Annotated in this window: 17 protein-coding genes and 1 pseudogene; 13 read left to right on the top strand and 5 right to left on the bottom strand. The window is 54.7% G+C overall.

Going from position 1 to position 17890, the window contains the following annotated elements:
• Positions 1-215 precede the first annotated feature (215 nt).
• Both LEPIL_RS10525 and LEPIL_RS23930 read left to right on the top strand, forming a co-directional pair.
• A complete protein-coding gene (locus LEPIL_RS10525) occupies positions 216-1568 on the top strand; it encodes a transposase (RefSeq protein ID WP_052608285.1) in 1353 nt (450 codons plus the stop codon).
• Entirely contained in the window at positions 1565-1792 is a 228-nt protein-coding gene (locus tag LEPIL_RS23930; protein ID WP_246811967.1) for a transposase, read from the top strand. Before LEPIL_RS10525 ends, LEPIL_RS23930 begins: the two co-directional genes overlap by 4 nt.
• A 484-nt stretch (positions 1793-2276) precedes the next feature.
• Here the strand turns inward: LEPIL_RS23930 and LEPIL_RS10530 are convergent, their stop codons facing one another.
• Positions 2277-3281, bottom strand: a complete 1005-nt coding sequence (locus LEPIL_RS10530; protein ID WP_002772454.1) for a hypothetical protein — start codon at positions 3279-3281, stop codon at positions 2277-2279.
• A complete protein-coding gene (gene galE / locus LEPIL_RS10535; protein ID WP_002772455.1) occupies positions 3278-4273 on the bottom strand; it encodes a UDP-glucose 4-epimerase GalE in 996 nt (331 codons plus the stop codon). The genes LEPIL_RS10530 and galE overlap by 4 nt, the downstream gene beginning before the upstream one ends.
• 84 nt (positions 4274-4357) lie before the next feature.
• Here galE and LEPIL_RS23435 point away from each other — a divergent pair, with 84 nt between their 5' ends.
• The 3 genes from LEPIL_RS23435 to LEPIL_RS10545 are packed head-to-tail and all read left to right on the top strand — an operon-like array spanning position 4358 to position 5659.
• Positions 4358-4549 carry a hypothetical protein gene (locus LEPIL_RS23435; protein ID WP_002772456.1) on the top strand — a complete coding sequence of 64 codons (192 nt, stop codon included), beginning with the start codon at positions 4358-4360 and terminating at the stop codon, positions 4547-4549.
• Positions 4550-4565: 16 nt separating this feature from the next.
• Positions 4566-4994 carry a cupin domain-containing protein gene (locus LEPIL_RS10540; RefSeq protein WP_002772457.1) on the top strand — a complete coding sequence of 143 codons (429 nt, stop codon included), beginning with the start codon at positions 4566-4568 and terminating at the stop codon, positions 4992-4994.
• A gap of 11 nt (positions 4995-5005) precedes the next feature.
• The gene (locus tag LEPIL_RS10545) at positions 5006-5659 is read left to right on the top strand and encodes an HAD family hydrolase (protein ID WP_002772458.1); all 654 of its coding nucleotides are present in this window, start codon (positions 5006-5008) and stop codon (positions 5657-5659) included.
• A gap of 109 nt (positions 5660-5768) precedes the next feature.
• Here LEPIL_RS10545 and LEPIL_RS10550 read toward each other — a convergent pair whose 3' ends face one another.
• On the bottom strand, positions 5769-6620 hold the full coding sequence (locus LEPIL_RS10550; protein ID WP_002772459.1) for a hypothetical protein: 852 nt from the start codon (positions 6618-6620) through the stop codon (positions 5769-5771).
• A 282-nt stretch (positions 6621-6902) separates the two neighbouring features.
• On the opposite strand from LEPIL_RS10550, the gene LEPIL_RS10555 reads away from it, so the two are divergent.
• Positions 6903-8459, top strand: coding sequence for a methyl-accepting chemotaxis protein (locus tag LEPIL_RS10555; RefSeq protein WP_002772461.1), 1557 nt, complete (start codon positions 6903-6905; stop codon positions 8457-8459).
• Positions 8460-8535: 76 nt separating this feature from the next.
• Here LEPIL_RS10555 and LEPIL_RS10560 read toward each other — a convergent pair whose 3' ends face one another.
• A complete protein-coding gene (locus LEPIL_RS10560; protein WP_002772463.1) occupies positions 8536-10017 on the bottom strand; it encodes a cryptochrome/photolyase family protein in 1482 nt (493 codons plus the stop codon).
• A gap of 99 nt (positions 10018-10116) precedes the next feature.
• On the opposite strand from LEPIL_RS10560, the gene LEPIL_RS10565 reads away from it, so the two are divergent.
• From LEPIL_RS10565 to LEPIL_RS10590, 6 genes and pseudogenes are all read left to right on the top strand, one after another.
• Complete coding sequence (locus LEPIL_RS10565) at positions 10117-10905, top strand: MerR family transcriptional regulator (RefSeq protein ID WP_157135056.1); 789 nt, start codon at positions 10117-10119, stop codon at positions 10903-10905.
• Positions 10906-10955: 50 nt separating this feature from the next.
• Positions 10956-12239: an NAD(P)/FAD-dependent oxidoreductase gene (locus LEPIL_RS10570; RefSeq protein WP_002772465.1), complete on the top strand. Its 1284-nt coding sequence runs from the start codon at positions 10956-10958 to the stop codon at positions 12237-12239.
• A pseudogene (locus tag LEPIL_RS10575) lies at positions 12239-13048 on the top strand (DUF1365 domain-containing protein). The gene LEPIL_RS10570 and the pseudogene LEPIL_RS10575 overlap by 1 nt, the downstream one beginning before the upstream one ends.
• A gap of 2 nt (positions 13049-13050) precedes the next feature.
• Complete coding sequence (locus LEPIL_RS10580) at positions 13051-14394, top strand: SAM-dependent methyltransferase (RefSeq protein ID WP_002772466.1); 1344 nt, start codon at positions 13051-13053, stop codon at positions 14392-14394.
• Positions 14395-14406: 12 nt separating this feature from the next.
• Positions 14407-15150: a hypothetical protein gene (locus LEPIL_RS10585; RefSeq protein WP_002772467.1), complete on the top strand. Its 744-nt coding sequence runs from the start codon at positions 14407-14409 to the stop codon at positions 15148-15150.
• Positions 15151-15223: 73 nt separating this feature from the next.
• Positions 15224-15676, top strand: coding sequence for an SRPBCC family protein (locus LEPIL_RS10590; protein ID WP_002772468.1), 453 nt, complete (start codon positions 15224-15226; stop codon positions 15674-15676).
• Here LEPIL_RS10590 and LEPIL_RS10595 read toward each other — a convergent pair.
• Positions 15673-17151 carry an Lcl domain-containing protein gene (locus tag LEPIL_RS10595; RefSeq protein WP_002772469.1) on the bottom strand — a complete coding sequence of 493 codons (1479 nt, stop codon included), beginning with the start codon at positions 17149-17151 and terminating at the stop codon, positions 15673-15675. The two genes, LEPIL_RS10590 and LEPIL_RS10595, sit on opposite strands and share 4 nt — an antisense overlap.
• 158 nt (positions 17152-17309) lie before the next feature.
• Here LEPIL_RS10595 and LEPIL_RS22040 point away from each other — a divergent pair, with 158 nt between their 5' ends.
• Positions 17310-17888: a hypothetical protein gene (locus LEPIL_RS22040; protein WP_002772470.1), complete on the top strand. Its 579-nt coding sequence runs from the start codon at positions 17310-17312 to the stop codon at positions 17886-17888.
• The last annotated feature ends 2 nt before the right edge of the window (positions 17889-17890 follow it).

A 17890-nucleotide genomic window follows, 5' to 3' on the forward strand; every position in this document is an offset into this window, starting at 1 on the left:
CCTGCTCCGCTACGCAGGGGGAGCGGGCAGGCTGGAAAGTGGAACAACGGCAATACCGGTCGGGCCGCTCTGCCCTCCGTGGCTCGCTTTCGGGCGAGAGTGAAGGGGCTGGAATGGGGGGCACTGGAATAACGGGCCCACCCGAGTCTGTCGAAAAACCTGAATCAATTCTGAATTCCCCTGGAAATTACCGGCCGGGTAGATTATCGGGGAGCATGGCACGCTACAAACAGCCTGACTCTGATCAGAGCCAGATCGTTATCTTGAATTTCTCGGAGTTGTTTCCGGAGGATCATCCCATCTCCCGCCTGCTTGAGACGGTCCGGCGGCTAGATCTCAGCCGCTTTGATGCGAGTTACAGGAATGATTCGAAGCAGGGAGGTCGCCCGGCCATGCCGCCCGACCGAGTTCTGGCTATCATCATCTATTCATTGTTGTATGGAAACCTTTCCATGCGAGCCCTTGAGCGAGATCTCGGACAGCGTGCAGATTTGATGTATCTGTCCGGTGGGATGGAGATGGATCATTCAACCCTCGGAAAGTTCCGGCTGAGGCATGCGGCAGCAATTCAGGAATTGTTCACGCAGACAGTGTTCCTCGGTATCGAATCGGGATTCATCGATCTGGATACCGTCAGCATTGACAGCACAAAGATCAAGGCCAGTGCAAACAGACGGGATATAGGCACTCGCGAGGAACTTGAAAGGCGTTACGAGCATCTTGAATCTGTCTGTAAGAAACGCTACGATGAATGGGAGGCATCACAGAACGATGCAGAACAGGAATTACTGGCAAAGAAAATCCAACAACTGGAGATCCAGAAAGAGAAGCTGTCTCTGGGGCTGGAGTTCTTGAAATCCAGACCTGACCGAAAGCGAGTTCATCTTACAGATCCAGATGCAGACTGGCACAAAGACGGATCCAACAGCTTCATCGTGGGTTATTCGGCCCAGAATGCAGTGGATTTCCAGAGTGGCATGATTGTTTATCAGGAAATTGTTACGGGACAGAGCGACAGTACATTCACCAGTTCGCTTGTGAACAGAGTTGAGGGCGTAAAGGCGGAGTTCCTTCCCAAAAAAACAGACGAAATCAAATACGTTCTCGATTGTGGATATGCGAGCGAGAATATTCTCAAAGAGCTTACAGGGCATGACCTCTATATGCCAGACCGGGAACTGGCACACAAGAAGACCGGCGGTAAGATCAAGCCGGAGGAAAGAAATGAGGCTGCCGCTGAACCGCCTCTGATTGAGAGCAGCCATGCCTTGTTGCAATTCCACTACGACCGAGACAACGATTGCTTTCAGTGTCCGGCCGGCGAAATCCTCACCTTCCAGCGCGAGAGAAATCTACAGGGAGTCCTCTACCGGCACTATCGACGTTATGGCTGTTCCCGGTGCTCTATGAAAGAGCAATGTATTGGCCCGGAAGGCAAGCGCAAAGAGCTCTGGATTCAGACCAAACATATTCCCGATTTACAAGTCCGTAGTTTACCTCCCCATCATGGAAGCAAAAAAAGAAAACGGGGATGCGGTCTATTTCCAATCCCCTTACCCTTCTCATGAGAGAGAAGCTGGCAACTCCAGATGGGAAGAAAACCTATGCTCGCCGATTTCCATCTGTCGAGGGCGTCTTTGGTGTGATGAAAAGTGCTCGTAATGGCTGGCAGTTCTTGCGGCGAACAAGAGAAAGGGTTCAAGTTGAATGGTCTGAGCGGTGCATTGCCCATAACCTTGCCCGAATGATCGGGTTTGTCCGGGTAAATCCGATTGCGGCTGACAATATCTGAGCAAGAGCCCGGTCGGGCGACCGGGAGCTCACGCGCTTAACGAGATAGGTTTTTCGACAGACCCCGCCCGCACCCCCTGCGTGCGTCGAAGTCACGCGTGCACTCAGCCTCGGCCGTGCGGGTGGTGCTCTGCTATCTGGTTGAGCACCAGGCCCGGCACGCTTCGCTCTCGGGTGAGTGCACGCGTGACTGAAGGCCGGAGCGCACGGGAAGCGGGCAGGCTGGAAAGTGGAACACCAGAAATACAAGCGCATCTCCCGTCTCACCAAAGCCGGCTGCATCGCTCCCTCCCGACAGTGGAGCAGGACGCGGAGCGCCCCGCCTGGCGCAGGAGTGCGCCACCGCGGGGAAGAGGGAGGGAGCGATGCGGCCTTATAGCTCCAGTTCCACCAATCCCATCCCGTCCGCACCGGGTCGAACCCGGCCTGGTGCTCAACCGATCAACAGAGCACCACCCGCGGGGTGAGAGCCGGTGCGGACGGGACTATTGCGGACGTATGACCGGGTAATTCGGATCGGGCAGCGAGTCTTCGGCGACAGGTTCAAACTCCGGCCTGGGTACATACACCGGAAAAAACGGGCTTTCGTCAAAGAGCATGGGCCCTCCCTTTTCGGCATTCAGGCCATCGAGATTGGCCGGCCAGATGCGACGCAGAACAAGCGATCCTGGATAACTCTCTCTGCATTCGCTCAGCTCTTGTTGCACGGCTTCCGGCGGCGACGAGGCGACGTCTTCGCTGCCCATGCGGGCCATCATCTCGCAACGGCTGCGCCGGGCCAGATCGTCGTCCTCGGGAACGGTCATCAACTCCTGAAAGGCTGCGACAAGACCTTCAAGCTGAGGGCGACTGTAAGCGGGTAAGGATTTAATTTTTTCGTCGCGCTTTGTGTTATCCAGAACCCAGTAAAGATCCGCCTCTTTCGAAGCGTTGCGAATGCCTCTTCCAAGACAGAGCAATGCAAAGAGCCGCGAGCTGTCGCGAGCAGGAGCAAAAAAATCGTCGTTTTTCTCCTCTTTGCGCGGCAGATCTTCCAGCAGCTTCTTTGCTGATGCCGGATCAGGATACTCAAAGCAGCGCATAACCGATCTCATGCGCACGATATCGCGTCTGAAAAACTTCTCGGGGCCGACGCGCTCGCCCGAAACAAGCTGGCCGGCGTTGGTGTATAACCTCGTATCGAGATAGAGCTGAAAGAGATTACGTCGCAACCTGGGATCATCCAGGCCGTCGACGGTACGATTCATAAGAAAGATGCCATCCACCATCGTCGACGGTTCAAGCGAAAGGATCGTGCCGCGCATGGCATCGAGCTCGGGCGTATTGTGGATCGAATCGACCCGATTGATCAGTTCAAGGGCGCGCTCAAACTCGCCTGCCTCAAGCATATCCTCTGCATAGTCGACGACGGCGCGCTGACGATCGCATGCGGAAAAAAGCGCGCCCGCTACAAACAGTAAGAGAGGGGCGATCAGACTCGGTCGGTTCAAGGCTTGATCTCCCGGTAAACGCTCCACATCGATTCAATCAGCTTCGAGGCGTCAGAGACCTCGGCACGCCAGTTCAGCTCCGCGGCCGCCTTCGCCGCCGACGCATACAGCGCAGCCGGATCGCCCGGGCGTCGACCGACCACCCTCGCCGGGATGGGCCGGCCGGTGATTATACGAGCCTGTTCGACGATCTCTTTTACGGATAACCCTTTTTCAGAGCCGAGGTTGACCGTGACGTTCTCTCGCTTTTCGAGAAGATGCTCCATGGCGAGGATGTGCGCCGTTGCCAGATCGTTCACATGAATATAGTCCCGAATACAGGTGCCGTCGGGCGTGTCATAGTCGTCTCCGAAGATCTGCAGCTCCGATCGCATACCGGCCGCAACCTCCATGACAATGGGCAGCAGATTCTGCGGCTGATTCTCAAGGCCGCGCACCCTACCCTTTACATCATAGCCGGCAGCGTTAAAATAACGCAGGGAGGCGTATCGCAAACCCGTGAGTCTGGAGTACCACTCAAGCGTGTCTTCGATGACCATCTTCGTATAACCATAAAAGTTCGCCGGGATGCGAGGATGTTTCTCATCGAGCGGAATATACTGCGGATCGCCGTAGACGGCCGCCGAAGACGAGAAGACGAAGCTGCCGATGCCGGCTTTAACGAGCTCTTCTATAAGAAGAAGGGTTCCGCGAAGATTGTTATCGCTGTACTTTACCGGATCGACCATCGATTCGCCGGCCGCTTTGCTTGCAGCGAAATGAAAGACGACGTCGGGCCGATGAGCGAGGAAGGCCTGGACGGCGTTTGGGTCGCGCACGTCTCCTTCTATCAGATGATAGTGCGCATGCTCAAAAAGATTCCTACGATTGCCCGTCGAGAAGTTGTCGAGTACAAAGACCTCGACGTCTCGTTCCAGCAGATCTGCGATGATATGGGATCCGATGTAGCCTGCGCCGCCCGTTATGCCGGCCGTCTTTCTCTTATGAGCCATTCCCTGGCTAAAAAAATGCACTTTACGAGCCGGTAAAACACATTTTACTGTAGCTCAGGCCGTCAGAAAACCGGCCAGATTGCGATGAGTTCCACTTCAGAAAATCAGAGCTTCGTTGTCGGCTCCCGTGTTCGCGCCTACGTAAGCCAGCAGGATCTCAAGCTTTCCGAGGAAACGCTCGAAGCCATCAATCGTCGCGTTCATGAGATGATCGATCGGGCGATCGAACGCACACGTGCCAACAAGCGATTGACGATCCGCCCCCATGACCTTTAACCCTTTTGGAGTATCTATGTCTTCTCATGGTATTTTTTCCACCGGCATTTCCGTTCACAAATGGCCTCATAAAGAGCCGCCGACCGAAGAATCCGTTCGAGCCGAGATGGAGCGACATGGCTTCAAGGTTTACGATCTGCAGACCGTTCCGCCCTGGTTTGAGCGCAGCCGCCACGCACACGATTACGCAGAGATTCGTGGAGCGGTCGAAGGGGTGATCACCTTTCATTTTGATGGCGGTCCTGTTACCGTCGAAGCCGGCGATATTCTGATCATACCGGGCGGCATGGCGCATGAGGTGAAGGTGCATAACGACCGCCCCTTTCGCGCCTATAAAGGCTCTGAAAGCGGAGAGCGCAGCGTCACCGAGCACGGCGATGGAAAAGGTCGCATGGAAGAGCTGCAATCCGAAGGAACTTATAAAGGCAGCTACAGCGCCTCCTGAAAAGGAATCCTATGTCAGAACCGCTTTTTATCTTCGATCTTGACGGCACGCTTGAAGACAGTCGCACCGATATGTCGCTGAGCGTGAATCGCGTGCGCCGCATCTACGAACTGCCCGAACTGCCCGATGATCTGCTGCGAACGCTTGTGATTCGCGGCATGGACTTTCTCTATCGCAGCTGCTTTCCGGAACTCTGTAAAGAAGGCGAGCCCGTACCTGAGGCGCTTATACAGAAATATGAGGTAAACTATGCCGCTCATATCGTCGATCATACGACGGCCTATGAAGGCATTGTATCAACGCTTCCCGAACTGGCACGCCACGGAAAGCTCTTCCTTTACACGAATAAGCCCGAAAGCCTGAGTCGATTGCTTCTTGAAAAGCTGCAGCTGCTATCGTGCTTTACGGAAGTCATCGGTTTCGATAGCCATGCAAAGAGCAAACCTGATCCCGCTCCCATAGAAGATGCCATTGCAAGGCTTGGCCTTCATCCGACCGAACGCTTCATGATCGGAGACTCGCAGGCCGACATGCAGGCCGCAGAGAACCTTAAAGCGACGGCTGTCTGGTGTAAATGGGGTTATCAGAAAGAGCCGCCCGCGCACCCTTCGCCGCATACCATCGCTCGCCTGCCGTCGGATCTACGACATATACTCGTTCACTGAACGCCTGCGCGCCGGTAAATGAGTTTATCCCCACCGTACCGATTCGAATGAAGCGGCCCGGAGAGAAAGGAAGCAGGCTCTTGCCCGTCAGGACAAGAGCCTGTGTCAATTAACGACCGATACGATAGGCAGCCGCTTCGGCGGCAAAACGTCCACCGAGGAAGCTCCAAACGGGCAGAAGGTCGGCGCCCGTTGCCGCCGCACCGGTAATGCTGTCGGCGGCGTTAGCCATGGCAGGCATGAATTCTTTAATCTTCGTCGCTATCGTGCCGACATGATCCTTTGCCATACCGACATATTGATCCATCATCGAACTCATACCGTCGAGCATGCCCTGCGCATCGCCGATGGAACCGACGCCGGGGATGGCCGAGAATTTGCTTTTAATATCTCCGCCGGCCTTCATCAGCTTTGAGATCACGTCGCCGCCTGCTCCGACGATGTTATCGGCGAAGGGAAGCGCCACTTCGACCGCTCCATAATAAAGCAAAAGCTCCACTCCCGCCGGAATATCTTTGAGCGACTTAACTTTCGTCGTAAGATCGCCTGGAAGAAAGCGATAGGTGGCAAAGGCGATGGCAAGGGCCTTCACGCCGGCATCAAGCGTCTGCTGCGGATCGGATTCAAACGTGCGTTTCTGCGGGCCGCTGCTGCCCATGCCGAAAAGATTGAGGACGTTCTTTAAACCTGCATAGCCGGCGATAAGCTTATCGCCCGTATCGATGTAACCGAGAACCGTAAGGGCCGATTGAAAATCCTCGCCGGCGACGATCTGACGCGCCTGAGCGAGATCGGCTTCGCTGAGATCGGGACGAATGCGGCGCAATCCGCCTTCAAAGCTGTTATAGAATTGAAAGGCCGGTGAGCCCGGGATGACCCCATACACGGCCTTGAGCAGTTTTACCGTATAGTCGTCTTCCGTGTAGGGGCTGAGCATCTGATCGATTCGTTCCTGAGTCATAGTTATCTCCGTTGGCTTGAGGTGATCGCAAAGTTCTCGCGAAGCAGCCTGATCATACAGACGTTGAAACTCGCGTCCAGCGTTTTTCCGGACTCAACCAGAAGACCCATCTGCGACAATCCCGACGCCTCACAAATCGGTGTTGCTGAATCCACTGCCTCAGAGAAAAAAGCACTGATTGATTCGAGAACGGATCTCGAAACCCTGGACGTGCAGCATATCGGTAGCTTACTTAAATTGCTCGCACCGGGCCCATTCGAGATTGAATAGCAGGAGAAACAGATGGTATCACCGAAGCGCTGGTTCCTTACCGCCTACGAGAACAGAGATATGCGCGAGCAGCAGCGGGCTGCCATCATCGGCGGGGTCGGAGGCGCAGCCGGATTACTTCTACTCGTCATTCTGACATTCTTGATCAGCGTATTCAAGCATCCCATCTTCCATGTTTCGGTGCTCGGCATTCTCACTGTTGAGGTCTTTCTTCTGGGCGCCCTTCTTCTCACAAAAGCCGGCAGAAGCGGGCTCGCCGCCCACCTGCTCTTGATTCCGATGAGCTCCTATCTGTGGTTGCTCATGTTTACGACGGCAGGCGAACTCGATCTTACCTCGGTCACCGATACGATCGCCTTCGTTTTTCCGCTGCTTGCGATGGCGACTCTGATTACGGGAAAGCGCACCGTCCTTGTTTACGCCGCTCTGCACATCGCCTGCCTTATCGGATTCACCGTCTTCTCAAGGCAGATCGAGCTGCTCACCGAGAAAGAGGCGTCGGAATATCTGATGGATAACCTGATTGCCATCATCATCCTCACGATCATTCTCTTTACATACATTCGCAACACAGAAAAGGCCTATCATTCCATCGAACGATCTCTGAACGAGAGCCAGCGCAACAGAGAAAGCATCGAACGGATTCTCGTTCAAACAAACGATACGGCGGCCCTGCTCGCCTCATCGGCCGAACAGATGGCGGCGGCAGCCGAATCGTTCGCCGACAACACGCAAACGCAGGCGGCCTTTATCGAAGAGATCTCATCGACCGTCGAAGAGCTCGCCGCAAGCGGAGAGAATCTATTCGGCGTAGCGCAGAGACAGGCCAGCGCCACCGAATCCGTGCAGCTGCAGATGCACAGCCTGCACGAAGTCGTCACCGACGTAAGCGAGAAGACGAATTCCGCTCTGAGTATTCGCAGCGATCTGAATCTGTCGGTCGAGAAATCACGCGAAGAGATCAACGCCGTTCAGAAGGTGATGATGTCGGCCGCTTCCAAGTTCGACGACATGCGCGATACGGTCGGCGTCATCGACGAGATCTCTGAGAAGATCAACCTGCTCTCTCTCAATGCATCGATTGAAGCGGCCCGTGCCGGAGACTCCGGTCGCGGCTTTGCCGTCGTCGCCCATGAAATCGGCAAGCTTGCCGACGATACGTCCAACAACCTGAAATCGATCAACATCCTGTTCGAAAACAGCCATGACGAGATCAATCTCGTCAGCAAGAAATTGCAGGCCTTCTCTGAGGTACTTGGAAAGATGATCGGACAGATCTCTGCCTTCGGAAGCAGCGTCGACCTCATCGTACAGCTCACGAAGAAAGAAAGCGCTCTGAACGAGGCGGCCGGCGAATCGCTGAAGCTTGTCGAGCAGGAGGCGTCTCGCATCCTTGATTTCTCGGCCGAGCAGAAAGAGGCTTTAAACAGCATCGCAAAAGGCATCTCTTCGATGAACGAGGCCATGCAGCAGATCGTCGCCGGTTCAGAAGAGATGGGAGCGACTTCGAAGAATCTGACATCAACGGCGCAGAACCTGATGGGACTGTCTTCCATCTTCAGTCGTTAGGCTTCAGCCCAAGCCTTGCCGCCTTTAGAGACCGAAGCCATCTCCAGAGCGGCTTCGGAATCGATGTGGTCGTAATTCAAGAAGGGTTCTGCGTTCTGACTCTCTCGTAGAACGCCAGAGCGCGGGCCCTCGCCGCCTTATGATTGACGATCGGAGGCGGATAACGATCCGTTCCAAATTCGGGCAGCCAGCGTCGCACATACTGCATCTGTGGATCAAACCTCCTCTGCTGCAGCTCCGGATTGAAGATGCGAAAATAGGGAGCGGCATCGCATCCCGTTCCCGCCGCCCACTGCCAGTTCCCGTTGTTCGAGGCAAGCTCGAAATCAAGCAACTGCTCTGCGAAATAGCGTTCGCCGATGCGCCAGTCGATCAGCAGATGCTTGCATAAAAACGAGGCGACGACCATACGCACACGATTATGCATGAAGCCCGTTACGGCCAGCTCGCGCATACCGGCATCAACAAGCGGATAACCCGTCCTTCCGCCTTTCCACGCCTCAAAGTCTCTTCGTGCATCAGCTGAGCGGGCAGGATCCCGCCAGAACTTGCGAAGAATACGAAACTCCGGTCGGAACTCCTGATCGATGCCCTGATAATAGTAGAGAATCATCTGAAAGAACTCCCTCCAGATCAGCTCGTTCAGAAAAACGGGATGATGGCGCGCTGCGTTCGCCAGACGACGAATCGAAACGGTACCGAAGCGCAGATGAGGGCCGAGTCGCGTCGTTCCATCGGCAAGAGCGGGCAGATCACGACTTTCTGCATAACGCTCTATGATGCGACCGGGAATCCGCGAAGCCGGTGTCTTCGAAGCCGGAGTCTTAAGGGCAAGGCCATGCGGTTCGGGTTGAAATCCAATCTGCGCTGCCGTAAGAAGACGCTCCTCGGAGGTTGTCTGTGCGGATTCGTTATTACTCGTCGTGATAGAGCGCCCCGCTCTATCGGCGATGCGACGGCGCATCTCGAACAGATCCTGCCAGGGATCCCCTGCCCGATCGTTTAGCTCCGCAGATGGCATCTGCGCGAAGTCCGGCGCATCAAGAGGCCTGATGACGCTCTGAAAGAACCTGTCTTTCCAGCGTCGGGAATAAGGAGTAAAGACGTGGTAGGGAAGTCCGTCATTCTTTAAGATCTGCTCCGGATGAAAAATAACGTGATCGGTGAAGAGATGAAACGGAATGCCCCTGCGATCGAGGCCGGTCCTCACCTGTGCATCCCGGGCCCGCGCATAGGGCTCATAATCCTCGTTTGCATAAACGCCGGCAACAGACAGATGCTGGCTCAGGCCTTCGAAGATCTCGACGGGCGGTCCGTAGAAGCTGATCAAAGGCAGCCCTGTATCGGCGACGTTTCGAAGCGCATCGACGATAAATCCGACCCGGCGATCCGAGCGAGGAAGCGGTTCCAGAATATGTGGATCAAAACAGAAAACGGCCAGAAGATCGGCTCCGGCACGAGAGGCTGCTGACCAGGCCTCAAAAAGGGCCCTGTTGTCATCGGTTCGCAGGTCGCGACGCATCCAATAGAGGAAAACGGGCCGATTCGGACGGTTCATACTCCCATAATAGCCCAGATAGGGCCAAAAAGAAAGAAAAATGTCGAATCTTATCAAAAAACATTCGACTATTCAACAAAAAGGTTCCACAATGTGGATGTGAAGTTCCTGATCAAAGACCTATCCCGCCTGACCGGATTATCGCCGGCTCGTATCCGCAAATGGCAGGAGCGATTCCAGATTCTCGCCCCTGTTCAGGGTGAGAACGGCTACCACTACTACGACAACGACGATCTGCGCATTCTGCTGAGCCTTCAGGAAAGGCTTGCAGCAGGGCAGAGGCTTAAGTCGATCATCTCGCTTTCTCGCGAAGAGCTGCTTTCGTCGCAGGTGCTGTTTCGAGACGAGGAGTGGTCGCTTTTGAACGCCATCTCGCGCAGCGAATTCCGAACGCTCGAAGGTCATTTCAATAATGCGCTTGAGAGTTACTCCCTTCCGCAGTGGATTCGCAAAAGCGTACATCCTGCCGTGATGCTGACGGGAGAGGCCTGGAGCAAGGGCATCCTCTCTGTAGCCGATGAGCACGCCTTCTCGCACTGGCTGCGCGGATACATCCTGTCGCGCGTCGAATGGCTTCAGAGCAATCAGACGCCACTGTGGCTTGTGACGAGCTTTCCTGGAGATGAGCATGAACTGGGAGCGCTGTTACACTATGCGCGACTTCTCTATTACCGCGTGCCGGTTCGCTTCTGTGGGATGCTGCCCGAAGAGCATCTGATTAAAGAGCTTCAAAAAGAACAGTATCGCAGCGTCAGCGTTTCGGTCGTCATCCCGCGCAAACGAGAAGAGATCGAAAGGCTGCGCAATCGCATCAAAGAAGAGACAGGCGTGCGCCATGTACACTTCGGCGGCTACGGTTATAAACGAACGCTGAGCCTGAAAGATTAGGCGCCATTTCAAAGAGCGGCTTCATAAAGAATAGAAACCAGAGGGAAAGAATGAAACGTATTGCCATCATCGGAAGCGGAATCTCGGGCATGGGAGCCGCCTATTATCTGAAAGATCAATTCGACGTCACGGTTTTCGAGAAAGAGAATCGACCGGGCGGACATACGAATACGATCACCGTCGAAGAAAAAGACAGGCTCGTCCCCGTGGATACGGGCTTTATCGTCTTCAATCACGTTACCTACCCGAATCTGTTGCGCCTGTTCGCCGATCTTGAAATCGAACAGCATCCGGCATCGATGGGATTCTCGGTCTGGAACCGTCGCACGGGCATTCAGTACTGCGGATCGGGGTTATCCGGACTTTTTGCGCAGCGTCGCAATCTGCTGCGTCCCTGGTACTATCGTTTCTTGCTTGAGGCGAATCGCTTCAACGCCGAGGCGCCGGCCGATCTGCATTCCGGGCTGCTGCTTGATAAGTCCTGGACGATGCGCGAGTATCTTGATGTAAAAGGATTCGACGAGGCCTTTCGCGAGAACTACATCCTGCCTATGGGCTCGGCCATCTGGTCGACGCCGATGGATCATATGCTTGATTTCCCGGCGGCGGCGCTCATCCGCTTCTTTGAAAATCATGGCCTGCTCGGATTGAATACCCATCATCAGTGGTACTCGGTGAAGGGCGGAAGCCGCACCTACCTCGATCGCATTCGCTCTCTTTTGAAAGAAGACGTGCACAGCGGTGAAGCGGTGCTGTCGGTAAAGCGTCTCGGGCCCGATTCAGTTGAGGTAACGACGTCGCTGCGGGTCTATAGCTTCGATGCCGTCATCATGGCCAGCCATGCGCCCGATACGCTGCGTATGCTTGTCGATGCGACGCCGCTTGAAAAAGATATTCTCTCGCAGTTCCCGTATCATCCCAATAAAGCGGTGCTGCATACCGATGCATCGGTTATGCCGCCCATCAAGCGCATCTGGTCGGCCTGGAATTACAAGATCGACGATGCCGGACAGACGACCGTATATCACATGAACCGTCTGCAGAATCTGCCCACCGATACGGATTACTTCGTTTCGATCAATGAGATCGATCAAATCCGCGAAGATAAGATCGTGCGAGAGATCGAATACGAACATCCGCTGTTCAACATGCGTTCGCTCCTTGCACAGAAGCGTTTTCAGGATTTGAACGAAACAGGTCCTGTTTATTTTGCTGGCGCATATTCTCGCTATGGCTTCCATGAGGATGGCCTTCTTTCGGCTCTGAAAGTCGTCGAACGGCTTGTGCGCGAGCCGGCAGCAAGGCCCTTAGAAACGGCGGGGAGGTGGTCGTGATGCATGCCCTTTTCGATACCGTGGTGACGCATGCGCGCACACGAGCAAAGGCCGCCGTTCGTCCGCATACGTTGCGAGCGAAAACCTACATGTTCCTGCTCGATCTCGACGGGCTTGAAACAACGGGGCCTCTTGTTTCGGTGAATCGATTCAACCTGTTTTCGTTCTACGACCGTGATCACTTTAAATTTCTGCAAGATGGACAGGCTCTCAGCACATCGCAGAAAGTCCGGGAGTAGGTGGTTAGCTCTGGCCTTCCCGAACCGGAGCAGATCCTTCTTCTTACAAATCTGCGCGTGCTCGGCTACGTTTTCAATCCCGTATCGTTTTACTACTGTTACCGAAACGATCGTCTGATGGCCGTTCTGGCCGAGGTGAACAATACGTTCGGAGAGCAGCATCCGATCCTGATCGATTGCCGTGATCTTGCCGATGATAGAGGCTTTTATCGCTTTCAGAGCGAGAAGAACTTTTACGTATCTCCATTTCTCAAACACGATACCGATCTGTTTTTTCATTTCAGAGATGCGCGAGAAAAACAGCTCTTCTTCATCGTCGACTCGGGTTATACAGACGGTTCAAAGAAAGAAGTTCTGCTAAGAGCCACACTTACAGGCAGACGCCGACCGTACAGCAACGCGACTCTGCTCTACGAATTCTTTCGCATTCCGTTCGTCACGCTGCGTATTATTGCCGGCATCCACTGGCATGCGCTGCTTCTCTATTTAAAGAAGATTCCTTTCTATACAAAGGGCGAAACGGACGCAGCCATTATCAAAACACAGAAAAAGAAGTATCAGGAGGCCTGATTATGAAACGAGCAAACACTACGATCCTCGAAAGAAATAAAATAAAAAACACGCCCGTCGCCCGTACGACACTGGCAACACCTCAAGCATCCGCCTCGCCCGCGCCCACCTCGCCGCGCGGTATCTTTGAGCGCGTCTTTGTCTCGGCTCTCGCTCGAAACCACATCGGAGCCCTGCATGTGTTCAAAGAAGACGGAACAGGCTTTGTGTTCGGCGATAGCGGCGATGCAGTCCCCGCAATCATACATGTGAAAGACCGCCGTTTCTTCGCCCATGTCGTTCTCTTCGGAGAGGTCGGCTTCGGCGAGGCGTTTATGCTCGACTATTTCGACTCGCCCGATCTATACCGGGCCCTTGAGTGGTTCGTGCAGAACTCGCGCTCGACGCCCACGCTGAGCGCGGCGACCGTGCAGCATCTGCTTGTCGGAGCGTTAGGCTTCTACAATCGCATCCTGCATCTTCTGCGTCCGAACAATGAAACGACGGCGAAGAAGAATATCGCAGAGCATTACGACATCGGCAACGCTCTTTATAAAGAGATGCTCGACCCGACGATGGCGTATTCCGCTGCCATCTATCAATCGATCGACTCTTCTGAAAATCTCGAGCAGGCACAGATTCGCAAGTTCGAGCGCATTTGCGAGAAGCTGAATCTGCGTCCCGGGCTGCACCTGCTTGAGATCGGCAGCGGCTGGGGCGGATTCGCCATTCATGCTGCCAGACAGCACGGCGTAAAGGTGACGACCGTTACCATTTCAGAAGAGCAGTTTGCTCTCGCGAAAGAGCGCATCGAACGCGAAGGACTTTCTCATCTTATAGAGATTCGCCTTCAAGATTTCAGGCGCATCGAAGGTCGCTTTGATCGCATCGTCTCGATTGAGATGGCCGAGGCGCTTGGTCGACGCTTCTTCGACGTCTACTTTCGCAAAATCGCCTCGCTTCTATCAGAGGAGGGTCTGGCCGTATTACAGTACATCAACTATCCGGAGTCGCGCTACGAGCGTTATGCAAACTCCTCGGACTTTATTCAAAAGCATATCTTTCCAGGCGGGTTGCTTCTCAGTCATCGCGAGGTGTTGAACTCCCTTCATCGCACGGCAGACCTTTGCCTGTATGATCTTGAAAGCTTCGGCCTCAGCTATGCCCGCTCTCTGCAGCAGTGGCGCCTGAATTTCAACGCCTCTCTGGATCATATCAGGGCGCCTGGCTACGACGAGACGTTCATCAGAAAATGGAACTACTATCTGACGAGCTGCGAGGTAGCTTTCACAGAGCGCTATATTAACGTCTGTCAGATCCTTCTCTCACGGCCACAGAATCGAGAGCTGCCTGATACGGCGAAATAAGTGAGGCGAACCATGATCACGGCGCAGAGACATTCACGCAGATATTTCTCGAACAGACTTCGCTATGCCATTTCGGCCCTGCTATTGCTATCATTGCCGGTTTTAGCGGTCGAGGGGCGATCCTTTCGCGGCAACGCCTTTGACCTGAGAACGGGCCAGTTCCTGTACTCCGAGAACCATACAGAGACCTACAGAAACGGCCAGCATGCGGCGACGACGCTTCTTTATAAAGACCCGGCCGAGAAGGTCTTCGCAGAAAAGCGAAGCGAATACAGGCCGGGCTCCACCGTTCCCTCCTTTCGCCTTGAAGATCGGCGCAGCGGTTATGTGGAAGGATGCAGTCCGAGCGGCGGCGCCATCATGCTCTTTCATCGCGACGATGCGCAGAGCGCCCAGAAAAGCGGATCGATACCGGCAGGCTCTGATCTCGTCGTCGACTCAGGTTTTCATCTCTATTTAAAAAAGAACAGAGACGCCCTGCTTGCAGGCCAGACCCTCGTCTTTCGTTTCGGCGTACCTTCTCGCCTGACGACGTTTGATTTCAGGGTGCGCAAGATCGCCGACACCGAGGTGAACGGCCGCCGTGCCGTTCGATTTCAACTGGCTCCCGATAACCTTATCTTACGAAGCGTCGTCGCCCCCATTCTCGTTGATTATGATCCGACAACGATGGATCTGCTTGCCTATACAGGATTGAGCAATATCTACGACGAGAACGGCAAGGCCTACAACGTTTACATCGTCTTTCGATATTAGAAAGACGTCCCGGTATGGCCTCGCAGAGTTATCCGATCCGATCACAGTCTGGAGTATTAGCTGGAGTATTAGTATGAAGCTTTTCGTATTTGAACAGGAGCAGTTTGTTCCAGGCAGGCCGGCCGATATCTGGAACTTCTTCGCAGACCCAGCGAATCTCAAGATCATCACGCCTCCGTATATGGGCTTCGACATTGCCTCGGATGCAGGCCAGCGCACGTTTGCCGGGCAGATCATCTCTTATACCGTGCGCCCGCTGCTCGGCATTCCGCTTTCCTGGATTACCGAGATCACGCATGTAGAAGAAGGCCTGTCTTTTATCGACGAGCAGCGCTTCGGACCTTATCGCTTCTGGCATCACCGGCACCTTTTCGCTAAGGCAAAAGGAGGCGTCCTCATGACCGATACGGTGCACTACGGATTGCCTCTTCCGCTCTTTGAGAATACGATCAACGAGCTCATCGTGCGCCCGAAGCTCGAACAGATATTCGCCTTCCGGCGAAAGAAGATCGAAGAGCTCTTTTAGTTGCGGACGCAGAGAACGGCAGGAGCGCCTGAAGGGCTTGATTTGTCGGATTGGTTATTAGTCGCCGTGCTGCCATTGACAATCCAGGCCTCAGACGGCGTTACCATGTTAGTAGTGGATGACCAGAAATTCGACTTTGCTCCGGGAAAAACGGTAGAATCCATTGAAGGCCAGATCTGTTTGCGATCTATCAGCGACGATATCTCAGTAATCGAAGGCAATCGCCAATCACTGTATCCTGCCTGAACAAGATTCTCGCAAAATACAAGAGCCTGTCCCCATGCGGGTGATTGCGGGCTTCCCGAACACGCACCGCCGCTGTATGTCTCGCCTGCAGCGCATCGTGTCCACATCAATCCCGTGCCCTGATCCGTTGCTACATCATTGGAAACCGAAAAGCTACGGGAAACGGTGGTTCCGCCTCCGGCCACGCAGCGAACGGCCGGCGTGGCCACATTCTTTCCATAAGAAAGCGTTACGCTTCCATACGCGGGCTGTAGCGTCCATGCCTTATCTGCATTGCCTGTAGCGGCCCATACCATAAACGGTTGTGTTCCCGGGAATTGCGTGGTGGAAAGGGCAGGACTGAAAATACTGAAATCGTGAATGGTCATCAATTCTTCCAGGCTGGCCAGCCTCCAATCCTGTCGGCCCGCATAGCCTGAGCCGCTATTGCCGTGGTTCAGGACCGCACAGCTCTGCACCGCAGCCGGCCAGATCATCGTAGTCGTCGTTCCACCGGAACAGCCTGCCCCCGCCTGCCCTTGAACGCAGGTTTTCCATACGAGTCCGGTTACGTTATCGGTCGTGGTATAGTCGCTCGTGAACGTGGAGTGCTGCGTCGGGCCTGTGAAGCTGCGCGTTATGCCCGTGTAGGCTCCGTCCTGGCCGGTCCCGGTGCAGGCGATTACAGAGCCGCTATCATCATAACACAGGGTCTGACCGCTTTCCAGCGGACGGTACTGTCGCAGGGCCGTTCGCGTAACGAATGAGCCGGTTGCATCGGCTGCGATCTGATTCTGCGCCACATCATAAAGCTCTGCCATGGCGACCGTCCATTTAACAAACGTCACTTCGGGCAATCGCTGAAGGTCGGGTTCAAGCACGAGGGTCGTCGAGTTCTGCCAGGACACGCCTATGGACGCAGCAAGCGGCGCATCGCCATTGGCGCCGTCGACAACGGCAACAGTGGGAGTACGGCCTGTGTCCATGGCCTCTGAAAAGGTTATATATATGCGCGCCTGCTGCGCCCTCTGGGGGTCAATGCCACTGCCATCTGGATTGACAGAGGAGACCGTCGGTGCCGTCAGATCCGGCCCAGGAGGATTCGAACCAGAGGCATTCCCGCCTGAGAAGGCTATGCCGCTCAAAAGCAGGCCCTGCAGGCCTGAACTGTCCAGACTGATTTTCTCAGCCTGCAAACACCCGCTCAGAACCGCCAGCAAGAGAGCGGAAATAACAACTGCCTTTTTCATGGATCGCCCAATCCTCTAACAAGAACCCTGTCTGTTTATTTCAATTGTTTTCTGCAAATATCTACCCATCAACTACTCCGCCGGCCCCGCTTCCCTTTTTTTCAAATCCTCAGCCGAAAAAGTGTTGCACCGAATTGCGGAATGAATATTCATTCCGCATGGACAGGAAAGCATCCCCCGACAGGTCGCCGGCAGCACCCCGGCTATTCTCTCGCAGAGAGGTCATCCAGACCGGCATTGCCGGCATCGGACTGCTTGCCCTTGGCGCCGGGTGTTCGCCCGGAGCACCGGTGCCGTCCTGGCCCGAGATGCGCTTTTTGCCCGTTCACGGCCAGAAGATCCTCTACGGAGTCTACAACGGCTTTGCGCATGCCTTTCTACCCGAGGCAGCCGAGGATCGGCAGGCCCTGCTTCTTCGCATGCTGCAATCGACCGACGCCTATCTGCATGCACAGCCCGAGCATATACAGGGCGAGCTGCTTGAGGCCTTTGATTTTTTGAGCGTCGCCCCCGTGCGCTGGCTGCTTGCAGGCTTCTTCAGCGAATGGGAAGAGGCCGATCCCGAAGATATCGTCGAGTTTCTGGATTCCTGGCTCACAAGCCGCTTAACCCTCTTTCGGTCGATTGCCACCTTTCTACAGTCGATGTCATCGATGGCCTTTTTCGATCAGCCCGAATCCTGGACTGTGGTGGGATACACCGACCCTTCGTGGGTGGCTAACGTTAAGTGGAGATAATC

Source organism: Leptonema illini DSM 21528, from assembly GCF_000243335.1.
In the GTDB taxonomy this organism is placed as follows: domain Bacteria; phylum Spirochaetota; class Leptospiria; order Leptospirales; family Leptonemataceae; genus Leptonema; species Leptonema illini.

Bases quoted from the DNA above. Each gene is read 5' to 3' on its own strand.
- LEPIL_RS10525 (WP_052608285.1), top strand. From the start codon at position 216: ATGGCACGCTACAAACAGCCTGACTCTGATCAGAGCCAGATCGTTATC.
- LEPIL_RS23930 (WP_246811967.1), top strand. From the start codon at position 1,565: ATGAGAGAGAAGCTGGCAACTCCAGATGGGAAGAAAACCTATGCTCGC.
- galE (WP_002772455.1), bottom strand. From the start codon at position 4,273: ATGGCTCATAAGAGAAAGACGGCCGGCATAACGGGCGGCGCAGGCTAC.
- LEPIL_RS23435 (WP_002772456.1), top strand. From the start codon at position 4,358: ATGAGTTCCACTTCAGAAAATCAGAGCTTCGTTGTCGGCTCCCGTGTT.
- LEPIL_RS10540 (WP_002772457.1), top strand. From the start codon at position 4,566: ATGTCTTCTCATGGTATTTTTTCCACCGGCATTTCCGTTCACAAATGG.
- LEPIL_RS10545 (WP_002772458.1), top strand. From the start codon at position 5,006: ATGTCAGAACCGCTTTTTATCTTCGATCTTGACGGCACGCTTGAAGAC.
- LEPIL_RS10550 (WP_002772459.1), bottom strand. From the start codon at position 6,620: ATGACTCAGGAACGAATCGATCAGATGCTCAGCCCCTACACGGAAGAC.
- LEPIL_RS10555 (WP_002772461.1), top strand. From the start codon at position 6,903: ATGGTATCACCGAAGCGCTGGTTCCTTACCGCCTACGAGAACAGAGAT.
- LEPIL_RS10560 (WP_002772463.1), bottom strand. From the start codon at position 10,017: ATGAACCGTCCGAATCGGCCCGTTTTCCTCTATTGGATGCGTCGCGAC.
- LEPIL_RS10570 (WP_002772465.1), top strand. From the start codon at position 10,956: ATGAAACGTATTGCCATCATCGGAAGCGGAATCTCGGGCATGGGAGCC.
- LEPIL_RS10580 (WP_002772466.1), top strand. From the start codon at position 13,051: ATGAAACGAGCAAACACTACGATCCTCGAAAGAAATAAAATAAAAAAC.
- LEPIL_RS10585 (WP_002772467.1), top strand. From the start codon at position 14,407: ATGATCACGGCGCAGAGACATTCACGCAGATATTTCTCGAACAGACTT.
- LEPIL_RS10590 (WP_002772468.1), top strand. From the start codon at position 15,224: ATGAAGCTTTTCGTATTTGAACAGGAGCAGTTTGTTCCAGGCAGGCCG.
- LEPIL_RS10595 (WP_002772469.1), bottom strand. From the start codon at position 17,151: ATGAAAAAGGCAGTTGTTATTTCCGCTCTCTTGCTGGCGGTTCTGAGC.
- LEPIL_RS22040 (WP_002772470.1), top strand. From the start codon at position 17,310: ATGGACAGGAAAGCATCCCCCGACAGGTCGCCGGCAGCACCCCGGCTA.